At 35.0% G+C, this 19,826-nt stretch carries 19 protein-coding genes; 18 read left to right on the top strand and 1 reads right to left on the bottom strand.

The features are described from left to right. The 9 genes from rpoZ (at position 1) to F5ESL0237_RS04485 (ending at position 9,900) form a co-directional block, all read left to right on the top strand. Positions 1 to 210, top strand: a complete 210-nt coding sequence (gene rpoZ, locus F5ESL0237_RS04525; RefSeq protein WP_118896282.1) for a DNA-directed RNA polymerase subunit omega — start codon at positions 1 to 3, stop codon at positions 208 to 210. Between the two features lie 74 nt (positions 211 to 284). Further along, complete coding sequence (gene priA / locus F5ESL0237_RS04520; protein ID WP_122024786.1) at positions 285 to 2,681, top strand: primosomal protein N'; 2,397 nt, start codon at positions 285 to 287, stop codon at positions 2,679 to 2,681. 13 nt (positions 2,682 to 2,694) lie between these two features. Beyond that, complete coding sequence (gene fmt / locus F5ESL0237_RS04515) at positions 2,695 to 3,639, top strand: methionyl-tRNA formyltransferase (protein WP_122024750.1); 945 nt, start codon at positions 2,695 to 2,697, stop codon at positions 3,637 to 3,639. Beyond that, on the top strand, positions 3,590 to 4,951 hold the full coding sequence (gene rsmB / locus F5ESL0237_RS04510) for a 16S rRNA (cytosine(967)-C(5))-methyltransferase RsmB (RefSeq protein ID WP_122024749.1): 1,362 nt from the start codon (positions 3,590 to 3,592) through the stop codon (positions 4,949 to 4,951). Before fmt ends, rsmB begins: the two co-directional genes overlap by 50 nt. Positions 4,952 to 4,955: 4 nt before the next feature. Beyond that, the gene (locus F5ESL0237_RS04505) at positions 4,956 to 5,702 is read left to right on the top strand and encodes a Stp1/IreP family PP2C-type Ser/Thr phosphatase (RefSeq protein WP_122021890.1); all 747 of its coding nucleotides are present in this window, start codon (positions 4,956 to 4,958) and stop codon (positions 5,700 to 5,702) included. Continuing rightward, a complete protein-coding gene (pknB, locus tag F5ESL0237_RS04500; RefSeq protein ID WP_122024748.1) occupies positions 5,702 to 7,666 on the top strand; it encodes a Stk1 family PASTA domain-containing Ser/Thr kinase in 1,965 nt (654 codons plus the stop codon). Before F5ESL0237_RS04505 ends, pknB begins: the two co-directional genes overlap by 1 nt. Beyond that, positions 7,663 to 8,556, top strand: coding sequence for a ribosome small subunit-dependent GTPase A (rsgA, locus tag F5ESL0237_RS04495; RefSeq protein ID WP_122021888.1), 894 nt, complete (start codon positions 7,663 to 7,665; stop codon positions 8,554 to 8,556). The genes pknB and rsgA overlap by 4 nt, the downstream gene beginning before the upstream one ends. Before the next feature lie 13 nt (positions 8,557 to 8,569). Then, positions 8,570 to 9,220: a ribulose-phosphate 3-epimerase gene (gene rpe / locus F5ESL0237_RS04490; protein WP_122021887.1), complete on the top strand. Its 651-nt coding sequence runs from the start codon at positions 8,570 to 8,572 to the stop codon at positions 9,218 to 9,220. After that, positions 9,217 to 9,900 carry a thiamine diphosphokinase gene (locus tag F5ESL0237_RS04485; RefSeq protein WP_122021886.1) on the top strand — a complete coding sequence of 228 codons (684 nt, stop codon included), beginning with the start codon at positions 9,217 to 9,219 and terminating at the stop codon, positions 9,898 to 9,900. The genes rpe and F5ESL0237_RS04485 overlap by 4 nt, the downstream gene beginning before the upstream one ends. Before the next feature lie 89 nt (positions 9,901 to 9,989). Here F5ESL0237_RS04485 and rpmB read toward each other — a convergent pair whose 3' ends face one another. Beyond that, positions 9,990 to 10,175: a 50S ribosomal protein L28 gene (gene rpmB / locus F5ESL0237_RS04480; RefSeq protein WP_090092744.1), complete on the bottom strand. Its 186-nt coding sequence runs from the start codon at positions 10,173 to 10,175 to the stop codon at positions 9,990 to 9,992. Positions 10,176 to 10,342: 167 nt separating this feature from the next. Here rpmB and F5ESL0237_RS04475 point away from each other — a divergent pair, with 167 nt between their 5' ends. From F5ESL0237_RS04475 to F5ESL0237_RS04435, 9 genes are all read left to right on the top strand, one after another. Beyond that, positions 10,343 to 10,705, top strand: a complete 363-nt coding sequence (locus F5ESL0237_RS04475; RefSeq protein ID WP_090092743.1) for an Asp23/Gls24 family envelope stress response protein — start codon at positions 10,343 to 10,345, stop codon at positions 10,703 to 10,705. A gap of 21 nt (positions 10,706 to 10,726) precedes the next feature. Further along, the gene (locus tag F5ESL0237_RS04470; protein WP_122021884.1) at positions 10,727 to 12,385 is read left to right on the top strand and encodes a DAK2 domain-containing protein; all 1,659 of its coding nucleotides are present in this window, start codon (positions 10,727 to 10,729) and stop codon (positions 12,383 to 12,385) included. A 2-nt stretch (positions 12,386 to 12,387) separates the two neighbouring features. Continuing rightward, positions 12,388 to 14,424, top strand: a complete 2,037-nt coding sequence (gene recG, locus F5ESL0237_RS04465) for an ATP-dependent DNA helicase RecG (protein ID WP_122024747.1) — start codon at positions 12,388 to 12,390, stop codon at positions 14,422 to 14,424. Between the two features lie 15 nt (positions 14,425 to 14,439). Further along, entirely contained in the window at positions 14,440 to 15,438 is a 999-nt protein-coding gene (plsX, locus tag F5ESL0237_RS04460; RefSeq protein WP_122021882.1) for a phosphate acyltransferase PlsX, read from the top strand. A 29-nt stretch (positions 15,439 to 15,467) separates the two neighbouring features. Beyond that, on the top strand, positions 15,468 to 15,710 hold the full coding sequence (acpP, locus tag F5ESL0237_RS04455; RefSeq protein WP_122024746.1) for an acyl carrier protein: 243 nt from the start codon (positions 15,468 to 15,470) through the stop codon (positions 15,708 to 15,710). A 120-nt stretch (positions 15,711 to 15,830) separates the two neighbouring features. Then, positions 15,831 to 16,841: an ABC transporter ATP-binding protein gene (locus F5ESL0237_RS04450; RefSeq protein ID WP_090092736.1), complete on the top strand. Its 1,011-nt coding sequence runs from the start codon at positions 15,831 to 15,833 to the stop codon at positions 16,839 to 16,841. Positions 16,842 to 16,845: 4 nt separating this feature from the next. Next, a complete protein-coding gene (locus tag F5ESL0237_RS04445) occupies positions 16,846 to 17,823 on the top strand; it encodes an ATP-binding cassette domain-containing protein (RefSeq protein WP_122021879.1) in 978 nt (325 codons plus the stop codon). A gap of 2 nt (positions 17,824 to 17,825) precedes the next feature. Further along, on the top strand, positions 17,826 to 18,785 hold the full coding sequence (gene opp4B, locus F5ESL0237_RS04440; RefSeq protein WP_090092732.1) for an oligopeptide ABC transporter permease: 960 nt from the start codon (positions 17,826 to 17,828) through the stop codon (positions 18,783 to 18,785). Between the two features lie 12 nt (positions 18,786 to 18,797). Further along, positions 18,798 to 19,718 carry an ABC transporter permease gene (locus F5ESL0237_RS04435; protein ID WP_090092731.1) on the top strand — a complete coding sequence of 307 codons (921 nt, stop codon included), beginning with the start codon at positions 18,798 to 18,800 and terminating at the stop codon, positions 19,716 to 19,718. Positions 19,719 to 19,826: the final 108 nt, after the last annotated feature.

Genomic DNA, 19,826 nt, shown 5'->3' with positions numbered 1-19,826 from the left:
ATGAGAGTTACATATCCATCAATCGATAAATTATTAGATCGTGTAGATTCACGCTATTCATTATCTGTGCTAGCTGCCAAGCGAGCACATGAATTAGAAGCGGGTGAACCAGAAGCGCTTAAAAATTACAAAGCATTAAAACCCGTTGGTAGAGCCCTTGAAGAGATTGAAGCTGGTAAGGTTACCGTTGATTCTAAATCACAAGGTTAACTAATAGTTAGTTAAAAATTTTATGGCCTCCATCTATAAAGAGATGGAGGCCATTTTTGAAGGTGATTGTTATAATGATTGCGCAAATAATCGTTGACATAGCAGCTAAACAGACAGATCGTATTTTTGAATATCATATTCCTAATGAGCTCAAAGAAGTTGCAGTAGGTTCTCGAGTATTCGTCCCTTTTGGTTCACGCAAATTGCAAGGATTTGTCGTTGGGTTAAGTCAGACAAGCAAGTTTCAAGGGAAACTTAAGGACCTTCTTTTAGTAGTAGATGAACAACCACCACTAACTACTGAATTAGTTGATTTATCTAAAACACTAGCAAATGAAAATTTTTCTTATCGAATTTCTATTTTAAAAGCAATGCTCCCTCGGGTGATGCGAGCAAATTATCGTAAAATCTTAACGCCAATTTCAGATAAAGCTAAAAGAATGCCGCTTTTTAAAAGGGGATTAATTGATTTAACTAAAGTAGATGATGCTAAGGAAGTTTCTTTTATCCATAAATTACTGCGACATCATGATGCCAAAATTGAGTATTTAGTCGAAAATCGCGCCCAAGTTAAAATGCAGAATAACTATTCACTTTTACTAAGTAAAAATGAATATATCAAAATTTATGAAACGCTTAGGCAAAATGCCCAAAAGCAAAAGCAGCTTTTAATATATATTATTAAAAATTTCACCAAATTTCCACAAAGGCAAGTAGATTTAGAACAGAATTCTGGAGTTAAAATAGCTACTTTGACTTCTGCTGTAAAAAAAGGGTGGTTAAAAAAAGAACTTACTGAGGTATACCGTGATCCGCTAATTGATGTTACCACTTCAAAATCACAGCAAAGTATCAAACTGACTCCAGCACAAGATGAGGCGCTGGCCAAAATAAACCGTGCAATTGATAATCAAACTGCACAAACCTTTTTATTAGAAGGTGTAACTGGTAGTGGGAAAACTGAAGTATATTTAAATGCAATTAGCCAAGCGTTAACAAATGACAAAAATGCGCTGATGTTAGTTCCGGAAATTTCACTAACGCCACAGATGGTAGCCCAGGTAAAGCAACGCTTTGGACAGCAAATTGCTGTCTTACATAGTGGATTGTCAGAAGGTGAACTTTATGATGAATGGCGTAGGATTCGCCGCGGTGAGGTGCACGTGGTTGTCGGAGCACGCAGTGCCATTTTTGCACCATTAAAAAATATTGGGTTGATTGTTATTGACGAAGAACACGAGTCTTCATATAAGCAAGAAGATACTCCGCGTTACCATGCACGAGATGTTGCTATTTGGCGCAGTAATTATAATTCTTGTCCTCTGATATTGGGTAGTGCAACTCCTTCATTAGTTAGTCGAGCACGTGCTCAAAAGGGAGTTTATCAGCTTTTAAAATTACCAGAAAGGGCTAACAAAAAGAGCTTACCTAAAGTTAAGATTATTGATTTGAAGCAAACTAACTTTATTGGAGATCAACTAGATTTATCCGCTCAATTGCTTGAGGCAATAAAAACTAGAATCGCTAAAAAAGAACAAGTTATTTTATTGCTTAATCGTCGAGGTTATTCAAGTTTTATGCTCTGTAGAGATTGCGGTTATGTTATGAAATGTCCTAACTGTGATCTTTCTCTAACTATGCACAAGGATACCGCGAAAATGCAGTGTCATTATTGTGGCTATGCAACCGCAATTCCGCAAAAATGTCTTAATTGTCAGAGTTTAAAGATTCGTTTTTTAGGTACAGGAACGCAAAAAGTTATGCAGGAGTTAGAAACGCTTTTACCTGCTGCTCGAATGTTGCGCATGGATGTTGATACAACTAGACGTAAAGGTGCATTTAAAAAAATTCTTGATTCATTTGGTCATCATGAAGCTGATATTTTATTGGGTACACAAATGATTGCCAAGGGACTAGATTTTCCCAATGTCACTTTAGTGGGTGTCATTAATGCTGATACAGGACTTTGGTTACCTGACTATAATGCGTCTGAACGGACGTTTGAATTGTTGACACAAGTTGCAGGTCGGGCAGGTCGGGCAGAGAAAAAGGGCGAAGTTATTATTCAAACTTTTAATCCTGATCACTATGCAATAAAATTTGCTCAGACTCAAGATTATGAACGTTTTTATGCGTATGAAATGCGTATGCGACATGCAGGAAATTATTCACCCTACTTTTATACAGTATTAATTTCTATAGCTGCTAAGAATGAACAAAATGTTGCTAGAGAAGCATTTAAAATAAAAAATTGGTTGCAACAACGTCTGCAACGCACTACTATTATTTTAGGACCTGCGCCCAGTGCAGTTTCACGTCTAAAAAATCAGTATTATTATCAAATACTGGTAAAATATAAAAAAGAGGCTAATTTAAATCAGTTGTTACATCAAATTCAAGATTCTGCACAAAAAATAAAAAAATATGGTTTAAATATATATATTGATAACGAGCCTGAACACATTATATAAAGGGGATATGTAAATGACATCTGTAATTTTTATGGGTACGCCTAATTTTGGAGTGCCAATTTTGAAAGGCCTGGTTGAAAACGGTTATGAAATTAAGGCTGTGGTAACTCAACCTGATAAAAAAGTTGGTCGTAAACAAAGCCTTAAAAAAACGCCAGTAAAAATAGTAGCCGAAGAGCTTAATTTACCTATTTTTCAACCAATTAAATTACCAAAGTCACAAGAATTAGAAGCTTTAATTAATTTACATGCTGATTTAATTATAACTGCAGCTTATGGTCAATTTTTACCAAGTAAATTTTTAAATTCAGTAAAAATAGCAGCTGTTAATGTTCATGGCTCACTTTTACCTAAATATCGCGGAGGAGCACCAATTCAATATTCAATAATTAATGGTGATACTGAAACTGGTGTAACCATTATGGAAATGGTAAAAGAAATGGATGCCGGCGACATCTATGCGCAAGAAGCAATAAAAATAGCTGCTACAGATACTGCGGGTACAGTTTTTAATAAATTAGCAATTGTTGGGCGTGATTTATTACTTAAAACTTTACCTCAAATCATTGCTCATCCGAATATAAAAGCGCCACAAGACTCTGCTGGGGTTACTTTTTCACCTAATATTAGGAAGGAACAAGAGCAAATTAAGCTCAATATGACTGCACAAGAAGCAAATAATTTAATTCGTGGTCTTAATCCCAATCCTGGAGCGTACTTAAAGGTAAATGGCAAGCGCTTTAAAGTTTGGCAAGCACGAGTTAGCTCAGAAAAATCAGTTTTACCAGCAGGAAGTTTAGCTAATAACAAAGGTCGCTTTGCTATTACTATGGCGAGTGGAAGTGTGTTAGATTTGACAGAGGTACAGCCTGCAGGCAAGAAAAGAATGCCCATCAAGAACTTTTTAAATGGTCAAGGTGATAAATTTAAAGTGGGAGAAAAGATTATTGACGAATAGAAGTGCCCGTGCAGTTGCCTTAGATACATTGATTCGTGTTTTAGAGAAGGATTCATATTCAAATATTAGTTTGAATAATGAGTTGCAAAAAGCACATTTATCTGCGAATGATTCAAATTTTGCTACGCGTATAGTTTATGGTACTATTCAATATAAAATTTATTTAGAATATCAATTACACGATTTAATAAAAACTAAGTTAAAAGAAATTTATTTAAGACCGCTATTATTGATGTCTGCTTATCAGATTATCTTTATGGATAAGGTACCAAATCGGGCGGTTTTAAATGAAGCAAATAAATTAGCTAAGCAATTTGGCAAAGTTAATTCTAACGGTTTTAGAATAGTTAATGGTGTTTTGCGTGCTTTAATTCGTCGTCAGCCAATTTTACCTACTATAGATAATTTGCCATTTTATTTAAGTGTAAAAGAGAGCGTACCTGAATGGTTAGTTGAATATTTGTTAAAACATTGGGGAGCAGAACGTACAGCGAGTATTCTTTCTAGCATTAATGAACCTGCTAAAAATATAGTCCGTGTTTCGCAAACTACTAATTTGGCTAATGTGATTTCAGAGATGAATCAATTGGGTTTTAATCCACAAGAATCGATATTAAATTTGAATGAATTAATTGTAAGTCATGGTGGAATTAGTAAAACTAGTTTATTTAAAAATGGTGAAATAACTATTCAAGATGAGGCAGCTAGTTTAGCAGTACAAGCTTTTGATTTTGTTGGTAATGAGCAAGTATTAGACGCTTGTAGTGCTCCTGGTGGAAAAACAGTGCAAATAGCAGAAAATATTCCACAGGGGAATGTTATTGCGTTAGATATTCATGAAAATAAATTGCATTTAGTTGAACAAAATTGTCAAAGGATGAAAGTCAGTAAGCGAGTAACAACTAAGGCTCTAGATGCTAGAAATGCTGATCAAACTTTTGCAGCCGGTAAATTTGATAAAGTTTTAGTTGATGCACCATGTTCAGGATTAGGTTTAATTCGCCGCAAGCCGGAAATTCGTTATAATAAGAAGTTGACTGATTTAACTGACTTGCAAAAAATCCAATTGCAAATACTGGATCATGTGTGTTCATTGCTAAGAAGTGGTGGCGAATTAGTATATTCTACTTGTACAATTACACAAGAAGAAGATGAAGATGTGGTAAAAATTTTTCTTAAAAAACATCCGGAATTTGAATTAAAACCATTTAAAGCAGCTAAAATGCAAGCACCTAATGGGATGCTAAAAATTTTGCCAGATAGTTATGGTAGCGATGGATTTTTCATTTCTAAATTTGTAGTACGAGGTTAACGTTTTGATAAGAACAGCTTTTGCTTCGAGTATTGGAAAAATACGAAAAAGTAATCAAGATTTTGTACAGGTTTTTAAAAATAAGAATAATGCAGTAATGGCCATTGTTTGTGATGGAATGGGTGGTCATCAAGGTGGGGATGTTGCTTCAACAATGGCTGTAAGCCATTTAGGGCATAGCTTCAGTATGACTGACTTTAATGATTGCTCTAGTGCCCATAAGTGGCTAGATGTTCAGCTTAAAGTAGAAAATGATACAATCTTACATACTGCAGATCGATTTCCAGATCTTAATGGTATGGGTACTACGATTGTTTTAGCAATTGTCTTTAACACTGAAGCAATAATTGCACATTTAGGTGATTCACGTGCATATGGTTACACGGAAGGTAAATTTACTCAATTAGTAGAAGATCACTCCCTCGTTAATGAGTTAGTAAAAATGGGACAAATTACTAAGCAGCAGGCGAAAAACCATCCGCAAAAAAATATTATTACGCAATCATTAGGTGTTTCTAGCACAATTGATCCAGAATTTTGTCAAATCAATTTAAAAAAGCATGATCTTATTTTATTATGTACCGACGGTTTAACTAATTCCTTGAGTGATCCGCAAATCCAACAAGTTTTAGCAACTAAAGACTTGTCCCTTAAAGAGCGGTGTCAAAAATTAATTGATGAAGCAAATCGCTTAGGTGGGGGAGATAATATCACTGTTTGCCTAATTTTGGATGAAGGCGGTGAAAAATAATGATAAATAGGGGCTATTTGCTAGGTGATCGTTATCGTATTATAGATACTCTAGGCGAAGGCGGAATGTCTAATGTATATCTGGCTGAGGATATTATTTTACAACGAAAAGTTGCTGTTAAGATTCTACGCATGGATTTACAAAAAGAACCGCAAATTTTAGCTCGTTTTCAGCGTGAAGCGTTAGCTACTAGTGAACTTAGTCATCCCAATATCGTTATGGTTTTAGATGTAGGCACGGACTATGGCTTACCATACATGGTCATGGAATATGTTGATGGACCAGATTTAAAAGATTATATTAGAAAAAATACGCCTCTTGATTTACATGATGTGATCCGTATAATGGATCAAATTTTAAGTGCAATGACACTAGCTCATAAACATAATGTGATCCATCGTGATTTAAAACCACAAAATATTTTAATGGATAAAAGAGGCAATATTAAGATTGCTGATTTTGGCATTGCCGTTGCCTTAAATCAAAATTCTGTTACACAAACTAACTCAGCTGTTGGTTCTGTTCACTATATGTCACCCGAGCAAACTCGAGGTGGCTTAGTTACTAAGCAATCCGATATTTATTCTTTAGGCATAATTCTTTATGAATTAATTACAGGTTCAGTGCCCTTTAATGGTGACTCGGCCGTTGCTATTGCATTAAAACATGCTCAAGAGCCGATTCCTTCAATTAAAGAAAAAGATGAAAAAGTGCCGCAGTCTTTAGAAAATGTGGTTTTAAGGGCAACAGCTAAGGATCCACGTCTTAGATACGCGTCAGCTTATGAAATGCAAGTTGATTTAGATACAAGTTTAGAAAAACAGCGGGCAAATGAACCCCCATTTTCAGCTAGTAATGGTTTAAATAATGATGAAACAATTGTATTACCAAACTTTAAAGCGAATAGAACGAATGCGACAACAGAACAAGCAAAAAAAAGTATAGCTAAAGGTAAGCAAAAGAAAAGTCCTATTTTTTTTCAGAATTTGCGTAAATATAAATGGTGGTGGATTTTTGTTGGATTAGCAGCCATAACAGTAGTTGGTTTAATGTTTTTTGTGCTTTTTGGTAGGAACAATAATGAAGTTCGTGTTCCTAATGTAACGAATTTAACTGAAAGTAGGGCACGTAGTCGTCTGGAGAATTTAGGATTAAAAATAGGTAGCATAAAGCATAAAAATTCTAATAGCGTTGAAGAAGGTAAGATTATTAAAACCTCACCACCTGCTGGAAAAAATATTAAGCAAGGGCGCTATGTTAATCTCTATGTTTCTGATGGTGCAAAAATGATTCGTGTTCCCGATGTAACAGGTGAAAATTATCAAGTGGCAGTAAATAAACTTGAAAGCATGGGTTTTCAAGTTCTACGAGCAAATCAATTTTCAAATAGTATTGCGCCAGAGAATGTTATTTCTCAAAGTATTGCAGCAGATGTAGAGGTTAAGCCGGCCCAAACAACGATTACACTTAGTGTTTCTAAAGGTCGAAATGATCATATTGATCATAATCTGGTTAAATTACCTGATTTAAGTACATATTCTTTGAAGAGTGCGCAGATATATGCACATAGGCATAATTTGATTTTGCAAGTTAGTCCAACTTATTCAAATAAGGTCAAAAAAGGTATGATTATTTCTATGAGTCCTTCCGCTGGAACAGCAGTTCAACGTGGTAGTACTGTTATCGTTAGTGTTTCTGAAGGCCCCAAAAAGGAACAAGACTTTACGGTTATCAAGACTTTCACTGTCAATTATGAAAACAATGAGGGAGCTACTGATAGCAAGCAAAACCATGTTCAAATATATATAAGTGATGATAGTCACTCCGTAAAAAATATTTATCGTGATTTGTATATTAAACGAGATGTCAATTTTTCAATACCTTTTGTACTAAAAAATAATTCGGGTATATTAAAGGTTGTTCGTGATGGACAAACGATTTTAAATGAAAAGGTTCATAAATGAATAAGCAGGTAGAAGGAATTATTGTCAGTTCAATTGCAGGATTTTATGATGTTCAAACAAGCAACGGGATTGAGCGTACAAGAGCGCGCGGAATTTTTCGTAAAAATAAACAAAAGCCGACCGTAGGTGATCGAGTAAAAATACAACTTGATGAACATGGAATGAATTATTTAGTTGAAGTTTATGCGCGAACAAATTTAATCGGACGACCTGCAGTCGCAAATGTTGATCAAGTTTTATTGGTTATTTCTGCTGTGGAACCCGAATTTTCTTTGCAATTACTTGATCGCTATTTAACATTTTTTTCTTGGCAAAAGGTTGCAGTTAGTATTTATCTTTCTAAGACTGATTTAGTTAGTGCACCACAATTGACTGAAATTAAGCAAAATCTCAATTATTATACCCAACTTGGTTATCAAGTTATTTATAATTGGGAAGATTTTGCGCAAAATTTGGCTACTATTATTAAGCCCAACCAGATTTGGACCCTGGCTGGGCAATCGGGGGCAGGAAAGTCGACATTAATTAATCATCTTAAAAAGAGCTTAAAGCAAAAAACGGCGGCCATATCTTCTAGTTTAAATCGAGGCAAGCATACAACAAGAATGGTCCAACTTTTCCGCATAGGTCATGGATATTTAGCTGATACGCCCGGCTTTTCTGCAATTGACTTTACACCAATTAAAATAAACGAGTTGTGTAATTACTTTGTCGAATTTAAACGAGTGAGTGGTAGTTGTAAATTTCGTGGTTGTCAACACCTTAAAGAGCCTAAGTGCGAAGTTAAAAATTTAATTGAAAAAAAACAAATAAAGCAAAGTCGCTATGATAATTACTTGCTTATGAGAACAGAAATTGAACATGGGCGGCTTCCAGAATACTTAAAGTAAGAAGAAAGAAAAAATGATGATAGCACCTTCAATTTTAAATATTAATAATCTAGATTTAAAAAATGATATTCAAGTAGCAGCTCAAGCAGGAATCAAAAGATTCCATATTGATATTATGGATGGACATTTTGTTCCTAATCTATCTTTTGGACCACAAGTAGTAAGTGATTTTAAGAAGACTTTTCCTAAGCTTGAAGCTGAAGTACACTTAATGAGTAATAAACCAGAAATAATGGTTCCAGCTTTTGTTAAAGCGGGGGCTGATTTAATGTTGTTGCATTATGAAGCAATGGATACTGCTGAATTGAATAAATGGATTGACTACTTAAAGCAACATCAAGTTAGAGTCGGTCTTGTACTTAATCCTGATACCCCTTTAACGGTTTTACCCCCCTTTATACCAAAAATTGATCAATTATTAATTATGACAGTTTATCCCGGCTTTGGCGGGCAGAAATTTATTGCTGAATCGTGTGAAAAAATTCGCCAAGCCAAAGTTATGTTAGCAAGCAAGATTCCAGTTGAGGTCGATGGTGGAATAAATAGGCAAACTGCAAAATTAGCCCAGGAAGCCGGGGCAGAGATTTTTGTTGCGGGGTCATATTTATTTTGTCAAGAAAGTGTTGTAGCGCAAATTAACGAATTGGATAGGATCTTAAAATGAAGGCTGTTGCATTATTAGGCGGTCCTAAATCACAGTGGCCAGCCTTTATGAAAAAACCAATTTTTGCGGCAAAAAAAAGAGACTCCTTACTAATTGGTGTTGACCGAGGGAGTATACTTTTAGCGGAATTAGGATTAGTACCAGATTTAGCTGTGGGCGACTTTGATTCGCTTAAAAAAAATGAATTAAATATTATTGAACAATATATTCCTGACATGCGCTATTCGGTACCAGAAAAAGATTTAACTGATACTGAATTGATGTTAAAATATGCTTTTGAAGATTATCAGATAAATTTTTTAACACTTTTAGGAGCTACTGGCGGGCGACTTGATCACTTTATGACGAACATGTTAATGATGCTTAAACCTGAGTTTAATGCTTGGGCTGAAAAAATAGAAATTATTGATCGGCAAAATCTAGTTAAATTTTATAATCCTGGTAATCATACAATAAAAAGACGGCCAGGTTATACATATTTTGGAATAGTTACCCTATCAGAAGTAAAAAATTTAAATATTAATGGCGCAAAATATAATTTATCTAGTTACTTTAATTCATACCCAATATCTTTTAGCTCAAATGAATTTGTACAACATAACTTAGTCAATTTATCTTTCAATGAAGGCGTTGTTGCTGTGATACAGTCGAAAGATATCAATCGATTTCAGAAAATTTAAAAAACCATTTTCTATAATAATTAGACAGAAAATGGTTTTAATTTAAAATAAAAAAAACTGGCGGCAATTATTAGTCGTCAGCTTTTTTATTATACGCGAGTAACTTTACCAGACTTTAAAGTCTTAGTTGAAACCCAAACACGTTTTGGTTTACCATCAACAAGAATGCGAACTTTTTGAAGGTTTGGCTTCCATGTACGACGTGACGAATTCAATGCGTGTGAACGTGTATTACCAAAAGTGGTCTTTTTACCAGTTAAATAATCTTTTGCCATTTGCTAAACCTCCTTTATTTGTGTTTTCATACTCAATTAAGATAGCATAATTTAAAAATCATTGCAACTCTAAAAAGTATTTTTTATGAATAGGATTTTCCCTTAATACTTGATTACTATGATAAAATAGATTCATAATATCGAGAACAATGATATGGAGGATAAATATGGCTGTAAAAATCAAAACAAAAGATGGTTTGATTGATATTTCAAACGGAGTAATTGCAACTGTCGTTGGTAGCGCAGCTACATCCAACTACGGAGTTGTTGGAATGGCATCAAAGAATGCAATTCGTGATGGATTTGATGGAATTCTTAACCGTGCAAATTATAAACGTGGTGTAGTTGTCAAGTCAGAAGATAATATGATTACAGTTGATGTTTATATTATTGTAGGTTATGGATTGAAAATTTCAGAAGTAAGTCGTAATGTACAAGACAGCGTAAAATTTAACTTGAAAAATCAGCTTGGAATTGATACTAAGGCTGTTAATGTCATCGTTCAAAGTGTTAAAGTGCTTGACGAATAATTCAAGCGGAGGTTTAGGATATTGGTTTTAAAGGAAATAGATAGTAAAAAATTTAGGGATATGGTTCGTGTTGCAACCCATAGATTAGGTCGTAATGCAGAGTTTATTAACTCGTTGAATGTTTTTCCTGTACCAGATGGTGACACTGGCACAAATATGAATTTGACTATTGAAAGCGGAGCTAAAGCTGTTAGTGAAAACACTAGCTCAAGCGTTGGTGATTTGACTGAAAGTCTAGCTAAAGGTATGTTAATGGGGGCACGGGGAAATAGTGGTGTTATTTCTTCACAATTATTTAGAGGTATTTATAAAGCTACCCAGGGGATGCAGACTTTAAATGCACAAGAATTGGCTAATGCTTTTTCTAATGGTGTAGCTACAGCATATAAAGCTGTAATGAAACCAGTTGAAGGTACTATTTTAACGGTTGCTCGCGTGGCAGCTCAAGATGGTGTTAATAAAGCTAATGAAACTGATGATGTTGAAGAAGTAATGAAGGCCATTGTTGAAGGTGCAAAAAGAGCATTAAAAACAACCCCCGACTTATTACCGGTATTAAAGCAAGTAGGTGTAGTTGATTCTGGTGGTCAAGGCTTACTATTTATTTATGAGGGCTTTTTAGAAGGACTTTTAGGAGAAAGCTTTGCCGATCGCTATCAACCAGATGAAGGTGAAATGGATGAAATGATTAATGCAATGCATCATCAATCAGTTCAATCCCAGCTTTCTACTCAGGATATAGATCATGGTTATTGTACGGAAATTATGGTTGATTTAACTGCCGATATTCCTAATAAAAAAGCCTTTAATCTGGAAGAGTTTAGAAGTTATCTTTCAAAATTAGGTGATTCATTACTAGCCGTTTCAGACGATGAAGTTGCTAAAGTACATATTCATACAGAGCATCCGGGTGAAATCTTTACTTATGGTAGTCAATTTGGTCAATTAGGCAAAATAAAAATTGATAACATGCGGATACAACATGAAACAATTGTCAACAGTAATGAAGAAAATCAGGAAAGTGTTGATTTTGCTGTGATTGCAGTTGCGTCTGGAAATGGGATTAGAAAGCTGTTTGAAAGTGAAGGAGTCAACCGAATTATTTCTGGTGGACAAACAATGAATCCTTCAACTCAGGATATTATTGATGCAATTAAAAAATCTGGTGCTAAGCAAGCGATTGTATTGCCAAATAATGGCAACATTGTGATGGCAGCTAAGCAGGCAGCAGAAGTTAGTGATATTCCAGTTGGAATTGTTCCAACTAAGACGATTTCTCAAGGATTAACAGCAATGTTATCGTTTGATCAAGATGCTAGTCTTGAAGACAATATTGAAAGCATGACAATGGCACTTGAAACAGTTGTTTCTGGCGAAGTTACTCAGGCTAACCGGGATACTAACATTAATGGGATTGATATCCATAAAGATGACTATCTTGGTATTATTGATGGTGACATTCAAGTGGCAACAGTTGATTTAATTAACTCAACTGTAAATATGATTGAGAAGATGTTAGATGAAGATTCAGAAATTATTACGGTAATGTATGGCCGTGATTCCAATAAAGAGCAAGCAGATCAAATTATAGCCGCTCTTGAAGCAAAGCATGATGACTTGGAATTTGAAGTTCATGATGGTGGTCAACCAGTGTATAATTTCTTAATTTCTGTGGAATAAAAATGGATGCAAGTAAGGTATTTGCTCCCGTAACTGATTTAAAAGGAGTAGGGACAAAAACTGCTGCAATACTTGGAAGCCTTGGAATTTATAGTATTTACGATTTACTTTTTTATTTTCCTTTTCGCTATGATGAATTACAAACAATTCCTCTTGATCAGATCATGGATGGTCAAAAAGTAATGCTAAAGGGAATCGTTGCTACGGAAGCTTTTGTAAGTAGATTTGGCTATAAAAAAAGCCGTTTGAGTTTCAAATTAATGATTGACCATGATGTTGTCATGGTCAATTTTTTTAATCAACCTTGGCTTAAAGAAAAAATTGTAATTGGTCAAGAAGTAGCAATATATGGTAAATATAATTTAGCCAAGCAAAGTTTGTCAGCTTTTAAATTTGTAGCAGCAAAAGCAAATGATAGCGGTATGGCACCAATTTATTCAGTTAATCGGCATCTTAGACAGAAAAAATTGACGGATTTAATTGACCTGGCTATAGCAGATTTTTTACCAGAAATAGGTGACGTGGTACCCTCTGCTATACGTAAGAAGTATCGACTATTAGATGAACAAGAGATAATAGTAAAGATGCATCATCCTAAAAATGGTAAAGAAGCTATGATTGCTAAAAGAAGTGCAATTTTTCGTGAATTTTTTATTTTTGAAATGGAACTGGCATTTTTAAATAACTTTAATGCTAAAAGTATTGGATTTGCTAAAAAATATGATTTAACTGAAGTAACAAAATTAAATAGCATGTTGCCATTTGAACTTTCGGCGGATCAAAAGCAAGTGATTAATGAGATTTTTGCTGATTTACATTCTAATCGACAAATGAATCGTTTATTACAAGGAGATGTTGGATCGGGAAAAACAATTGTTGCTGTTTATGTAATGTTTGCAGCAGTTACAGCTGGTTATCAAGTGGCTTTAATGGTACCTACAGAAATTTTAGCTACGCAACATTTTAAAAAAATTGATGAATTACTAAGTCCATTTGGGATAAAAACAGCTCTCTTAACGGGTACAACCAAAACACTGGAACGACGAGAAATATATAAGGAATTGGCTGATGGGACACTTAATATTGTGGTTGGTACCCATGCTATAATTCAAGCTAAAGTTATTTTTAAAAAATTAGGTTTAGTAATTATTGATGAGCAGCATCGCTTTGGTGTAGGTCAAAGGCAAACCTTAATTAATAAGGGTGATCGGCCAGATGTATTGACGATGACAGCTACGCCTATCCCGCGTACTCTTGCTTTAACAATATACGGGAATACCGCAATTTCTGAAATACGACATCTGCCAGCGGGCCGAAAACAGATTATTTCTGTTTGGAAAACTAGTAGTCAAATAAATGATGTGTACAAATTGATGCAGAAACAATTAAATCAGGGTTTCCAAATTTATGCAGTGACACCATTAATTACAGAATCTGAATCGTTAGATTTAAAAACTGCTGAACAACTTTTTGAGAAACTATCTCATGATTTTCCTAAACAAAAGGTAGTTTTATTACATGGACAAATGCCCGGAGCTAAAAAAGACGAAATTATGATGGCTTTTGCTACAGGAGAAATTGATATTTTAGTAGCAACTAGTGTAATTGAAGTTGGCGTAGATGTGGCTAATGCTAATATGATGATAATCTATAATGCTGATCGCTTTGGTATGAGCCAGTTGCATCAATTACGTGGTAGGATTGGTAGAGGAAAAACTCAAAGCTATTGTGTTTTTTTAGCTGATCCGAAAACAGAAATTGGTAAAACAAGGATGCAGACAGTCTCAGCAACAACAGATGGCTTTAAACTTGCAAAGGCAGATTTGAAAATGCGGGGTGCAGGTGATTTATTTGGTAAAGCACAGTCAGGTTTACCCGAGTTTCAAGTTGGCAATGTCGTTAATAACTATGAGACACTAGTAGTGGCACAACAAGTAGCTAGAGATGTCATAACACAGGATCCAGATTTACAACAGTCAATACATAAAAACCTTAAGCAGGTACTAGAATATAAACAATTACAGCAAGAAAGAACTTAGAAAAGATTGGTAAAAATGAAAACAATTGCAATTGATGCAATGGGCGGAGAAAATGCCCCAGAGGCAATCGTCCAAGCTGTTTTACAAGCAAAAGCTGAACTAAAGAATACAAGGTTTATTCTTTTTGGTGACGAAGAAAAAATAACTAATTTAATTGGCCAGGATAAAGAAAGAATAGCAATTGTGGCAACCACTCAGGTGATTAAGGATGAAGATGAGCCGGTTAAAGCAATTCGTACTATGAAAGATTCTTCCCTAGTGGTCGCTGCACAGTATGTTAAACAAAAAAAAGCAGATGCACTTCTTTCCTTAGGAAATACGGGCTCAATCTTAGCCTGTGGGATTTTTATTATCGGACGAATTAAGGGAGTAGCGCGCCCTGGATTTATGCCAACATTACCGGTTAAAAATTCTGATGATGGATTCAATATGATTGATGTAGGAGCGAATGCTAAGAGCCGCCCGGAGTATCTTCTTGATTGGGCAAAAATGGCTGCATATTATGCTGAAAAAATCAGAGGAATTAAAAATCCTAAAGTTGCTCTGCTGAATAATGGGGCTGAAAGTGATAAAGGCGATGACCTGCATCAGCAGGCATACGAGTTATTACGTAAAAGTAATCTTAACTTTATTGGTAATATTGAAGGCAACGAGTTGCTGGACGGTAAAGCAGATGTTGTTGCAACTGATGGCTTTACTGGGAATGCAGTTCTTAAAAACATTGAAGGAACTTCAAGCGTTTTAATTCATTTGTTAAAGGATAGTCTGCTAAACAATGGACCAATCACCAAAATAGGTGCATTAATGATTAAAAGTGCTTTAAAAGGACTTATATCAAAATTCGATGTTGATAAATATGGTGGGGCAGTTTTACTGGGAACAGATGCGCCAGTAGTTAAAACGCATGGTCGTTCTGATAAGCGTGCAGTTTATTATACGATTAAGCAAATAGATAAAATTTTAAGTGAAAAAATAATTGATCAATTTAGACAGGAATTTGATCATAAAAAATAATTTAAAGTTAGGGTAAAAAGGAGAAAATGATGACTGAAGAAGAAATTTTTATCAAAATTCGTGATATTTTAGCTGATAACTTAGAGGTTGATAAAGATAAGATCACCTTAAATACTGATTTTACTAATGATCTTAATGCTGATTCTATAGACTTAGTTGAGTTTATTTTGCAATTAGAAGATGAGTTTGGCTCAGAAATTTCTGATGAGGATGCAGAAAAAATCAAAACTGTTGGTGATGCAGTCAATTACATTACTTCTCATCAAAAATAATTTTAAAAAAGTCGTCTTGTAATTTGCATGTAGTCGATTTAATGTATATAATTAGAAATTAAATAAATTTATTAAATATCTTTAATAAATTCTTTGAAAATTTGAGAGGGGAAATGACCTTTGGAAAAACAAAGTGATCTCTTGCTAGACATCCAGCATTTGCATACTGCTTACCGTTTACAAGGAAAATTTTATGATGCTGCTGATGATATTAATATAACATTGAAGCGTGATGAGATTTTATCAGTTGTAGGTGAATCTGGTTGTGGTAAGAGTACAATTGCTGCAAGTATTATTGGTTTATATGACCATAAAAATACAAAAGTAACTGGCGATATTATGTACAATGAATTAAATCTTGTAGGTTTGAACGAATCCTTATTTGATAAGATTCGAGGAAATAAAATTGGAATGATTTTTCAAGATCCGCTTGCAAGTCTTAATCCGTTAATGAGAGTTGGAGACCAAGTAGCTGAAACACTCTATTATCATACTGATATGAATGAACAAGAGCGGCACAATCGTGTAATTGAGTTGTTCAATCAAGTAGGGATGCCAAAACCCGAGTCAACTTATGCCATGTATCCCTTTGAGCTTTCAGGTGGTTTGCGTCAGCGAATTGTTATTGCAATGGCAATTGCCTGCAAACCAGAAGTAATTATTGCTGATGAGCCAACAACTGCTTTAGATGTTACTATCCAAGCCCAAATTTTAGATTTACTAGAAGATATTCAGCGTCAATCTCATTCTGGTATTATCCTAATTACACATGACTTAGGCGTTGTTGCCGAAACAGCTGACCAAGTTGCTGTCATGTATGCTGGACAGGTAGTCGAAAAAGCAGATGTAAAAACTATTTTTGAAAATCCTTTGCATCCTTATACTCGTTCTCTTTTGAATTCAATGCCGCAATCTGAAGATGAAGATGAAGATTTACATGTTATTCAAGGAACAGTTCCATCATTACAAAATATGCCTCATGAAGGTGACCGCTTTGCCGCAAGAATTCCTTGGATTCCTGCAAGTGCTCATGAACAAGAGCCAATAATGCATGAAGTTGAACCTAATCACTGGGTAAGATGTACTTGCTGGAAAACGTTCCACTTTCAAGATGAAGTAGGTGGGGAGTAGTTTTATGGCTAAAGAAATTATTCAAGTTAAGAATTTAAAGGTTCATTATCCGATTAGATCAGGTTTTTGGAATCGTATAACAGATTATGTTCGTGCTGTTGATGATGTGAGTCTTACAATTAACGAAGGTGAAACATACGGTTTAATTGGTGAATCCGGTTCAGGTAAATCAACGACTGGTAAAGCAATTGTTGGCGTTGAACCAGTTACTAGTGGACAAATTATTTATAAAGATGTTGATGTGACAAAGCCAAGTAATCGGCGTAAACTTAACTACAATAAAGACGTTCAAATGATCTTTCAAGATTCAATGTCAAGTTTGAATCCACGAAAAAGAATTGAAGATATTATTGCCGAGCCAATTCGCAATTTTGAAAATCTGACTACTGATCAAGAACGTACTCGAGTACAAGAGTTATTAGATATTGTTGGGATGCCTAGTGACGCAATTTATAAGTTTCCACATGAATTTTCGGGCGGTCAAAGACAAAGAATTGGTGTTGCGCGCGCAGTTGCAACTAATCCAAGATTAATTGTTGCGGATGAACCAACTAGTGCCTTAGACTTATCGGTTCAAGCTCAAGTATTGAATTTTATGAAGCATATTCAACAACAATATAACATTGCTTATTTGTTTATTTCACACGACCTGGGTGTTGTTAAGCATATGTCTGAAAACTTAGCAATTATGCACCGTGGACGTTTGGTAGAGATTGGCAGTAGAGCAGATATTTATAATCATCCAATGCACATTTATACCAAGCGACTATTATCGGCGATTCCAGTGGTTGATGTTGAAAATAGAACAGAACATAAAAAGCATCGGCAAGAAGTTGAATTGGAATTTCAAAACGATCAAAGTAAGTGGTATGACAAAAATGGTTGTGTCTATCCTTTACAACAAGTTTCTGGTAATCACTGGGTAGCCTTGCCTAAAGATGAAGTAATACAAGAAGAATTAAATGAAAAGGGGAGAGACTAATCATGTGGAAAACAGTCTTAAGACGTATATTAATCATGATCCCACAATTGATCATTTTGAGTATTTTAGTCTTCTTCTTGGCTAAAATGATGCCCGGTGACCCGTTTAGTGGACAAATAAATCCTAATACGGATCCCAAGCAACTTGCCGCTTTAAAGCAAGCAGCAGGTTTGAATGATCCAGCTCCAGTACAATATGCTCGTTGGGTGGGTAATTTGTTCAAGGGTGATATGGGTACCAGTTATATCCAGCATGTTCCTGTAACTTCACTAATTGCTGATCGAGCTGTAAATACATTTTGGCTATCACTATTAACGACAATTATTTGTTATGCAATATCTATTCCTTTAGGTGTGACTGCTGGTCGTCATCAAGATGAGTGGCAAGATCAAACAGTTCAAATTTTTAACTATATAACTTTTGCTGTGCCAGCGTTTGTATTTTTCATTTTAGGAATTTGGTTGTTTGGTTTTACTTTGGGTTGGTTCCCTATTTCAGGTTCAGTCTCACCAAATGCTTCAGGATTTTGGGGCACTTTGGGTAGTCAACTGTATCATATCCTCTTACCAGCAATTTTATCAGCATTAATTACTACAACCTCGATTGTGCAATACCTTAGAACTGGTATTGTTGACAATAAAGTTGAAGATTATGTTCGTACAGCACACAGTAAAGGTGTTCCGGATAATGTTGTTTTTAATAAACATATTTTGCGTAACTCATTACTACCAATTGCATCTTCATTCGGTACAGTAATTACTGGGTTATTGAGTGGCTCAATGGTGGTTGAAATGGTTTTCAGTTACCCAGGAATGGGAAAATTATTCCTAGATTCGATTGGTCAGCGTGATTATACTACTTTAACGGCATTAATTTTAATTTTTGGTACTTTAACTTTACTTGGTAATTTATTGTCCGATATCATTATGAGTATTGTTGATCCAAGAATAAGAATTAAGTAAGGAGGAAGAGGAATGTCTGATAAGAAAAAGAATGCTTCAAAAACAGAAGTAAAAAAAGCAAAAATTTCTTCTCCTGCCTCAAGTTTTAAAGTGGTTGTGCGGGAAATTGTTAAAGACAAAGTTGCTTTAACTGCATTTATTATTATTGTTTTAATTTTGTTGTTTACTTTTGGTGGATCTTTATTCTTAGATTCTAGCAAAGTTACTGAGATTAACATTATCGATGCCTATAACGGTTGGGGAGTTAATGGTCACTTATTTGGTACAGATGATGGTGGCCGTGACATTGTTAATCTCTTAATTATGGGTGGCCGCAATTCAATTTTAATTGGACTCGGTGTTACTGCTGTCTGTGAACTAGTGGGGTTAGTGGTTGGATTAGTATCTGGCTATTATGGTGGTTACATTGATGCCATTATTATGAGAATTGTTGACTTTGTGCAAGTTTTACCGAGAATGCCAATTGAAATTGTTTTAGTTACAGTTATTCCGCATTACAGTGCGTGGAGTTTGGTTTGGATTATTTCGGTATTTGGATGGACCAATACTGCAAGATATTTTAGGGCCTTTGTTTTATCACAACGCGATCGCGACTATGTTCTTGCATCTAAGACTTCTGGTTCATCAGATCTAAAAATTATGTTTCGTGAAGTATTACCGAATATTACGTCAATGTTAATTATTGATGTTGTGTTAACAATTGCTGGTAATATCGGTATTGAAACTACTTTGTCATTTATTGGTTATGGTTTACCACCAACAACGCCTTCTCTAGGAACTTTAATTGGTTTTGCCAACGATCCGGTTAATGTCGTTAACCGTCCTTGGTTGTGGTTACCAGCTACTGTTATGTTATTAGCAATATCATTAAGCATTAACTATGTAGGTCGAGCACTCCAACGTGCAGGTGACGCAAGACAAAGAGAAAATTAAATAAACTATAAAAAAGCTTTGCTTTGGCAAGGCTTTTTTATATTGCTTTTTATAGTGAAACCTGTGATTAGTCAGTTATTGGGCGCTGTGTTAGAATATAAACAATGT

Origin of the sequence: Lactobacillus sp. ESL0237 (assembly GCF_003692985.1) — a bacterium.
GTDB classification, from domain to species: Bacteria; Bacillota; Bacilli; order Lactobacillales; family Lactobacillaceae; genus Lactobacillus; species Lactobacillus bombicola.
This window is presented reverse-complemented; position numbering and strand designations above follow the sequence as displayed.

Bases quoted from the DNA above. Each gene is read 5' to 3' on its own strand.
- acpP (WP_122024746.1), top strand. From the start codon at position 15,468: ATGACTGAAGAAGAAATTTTTATCAAAATTCGTGATATTTTAGCTGAT.
- pknB (WP_122024748.1), top strand. From the start codon at position 5,702: ATGATAAATAGGGGCTATTTGCTAGGTGATCGTTATCGTATTATAGAT.
- F5ESL0237_RS04475 (WP_090092743.1), top strand. From the start codon at position 10,343: ATGGCTGTAAAAATCAAAACAAAAGATGGTTTGATTGATATTTCAAAC.
- plsX (WP_122021882.1), top strand. From the start codon at position 14,440: ATGAAAACAATTGCAATTGATGCAATGGGCGGAGAAAATGCCCCAGAG.
- opp4B (WP_090092732.1), top strand. From the start codon at position 17,826: ATGTGGAAAACAGTCTTAAGACGTATATTAATCATGATCCCACAATTG.
- priA (WP_122024786.1), top strand. From the start codon at position 285: ATGATTGCGCAAATAATCGTTGACATAGCAGCTAAACAGACAGATCGT.
- recG (WP_122024747.1), top strand. From the start codon at position 12,388: ATGGATGCAAGTAAGGTATTTGCTCCCGTAACTGATTTAAAAGGAGTA.
- rsgA (WP_122021888.1), top strand. From the start codon at position 7,663: ATGAATAAGCAGGTAGAAGGAATTATTGTCAGTTCAATTGCAGGATTT.
- F5ESL0237_RS04435 (WP_090092731.1), top strand. From the start codon at position 18,798: ATGTCTGATAAGAAAAAGAATGCTTCAAAAACAGAAGTAAAAAAAGCA.
- rpe (WP_122021887.1), top strand. From the start codon at position 8,570: ATGATGATAGCACCTTCAATTTTAAATATTAATAATCTAGATTTAAAA.
- F5ESL0237_RS04485 (WP_122021886.1), top strand. From the start codon at position 9,217: ATGAAGGCTGTTGCATTATTAGGCGGTCCTAAATCACAGTGGCCAGCC.
- fmt (WP_122024750.1), top strand. From the start codon at position 2,695: ATGACATCTGTAATTTTTATGGGTACGCCTAATTTTGGAGTGCCAATT.
- F5ESL0237_RS04445 (WP_122021879.1), top strand. From the start codon at position 16,846: ATGGCTAAAGAAATTATTCAAGTTAAGAATTTAAAGGTTCATTATCCG.
- rpoZ (WP_118896282.1), top strand. From the start codon at position 1: ATGAGAGTTACATATCCATCAATCGATAAATTATTAGATCGTGTAGAT.
- rsmB (WP_122024749.1), top strand. From the start codon at position 3,590: ATGGTCAAGGTGATAAATTTAAAGTGGGAGAAAAGATTATTGACGAAT.
- rpmB (WP_090092744.1), bottom strand. From the start codon at position 10,175: ATGGCAAAAGATTATTTAACTGGTAAAAAGACCACTTTTGGTAATACA.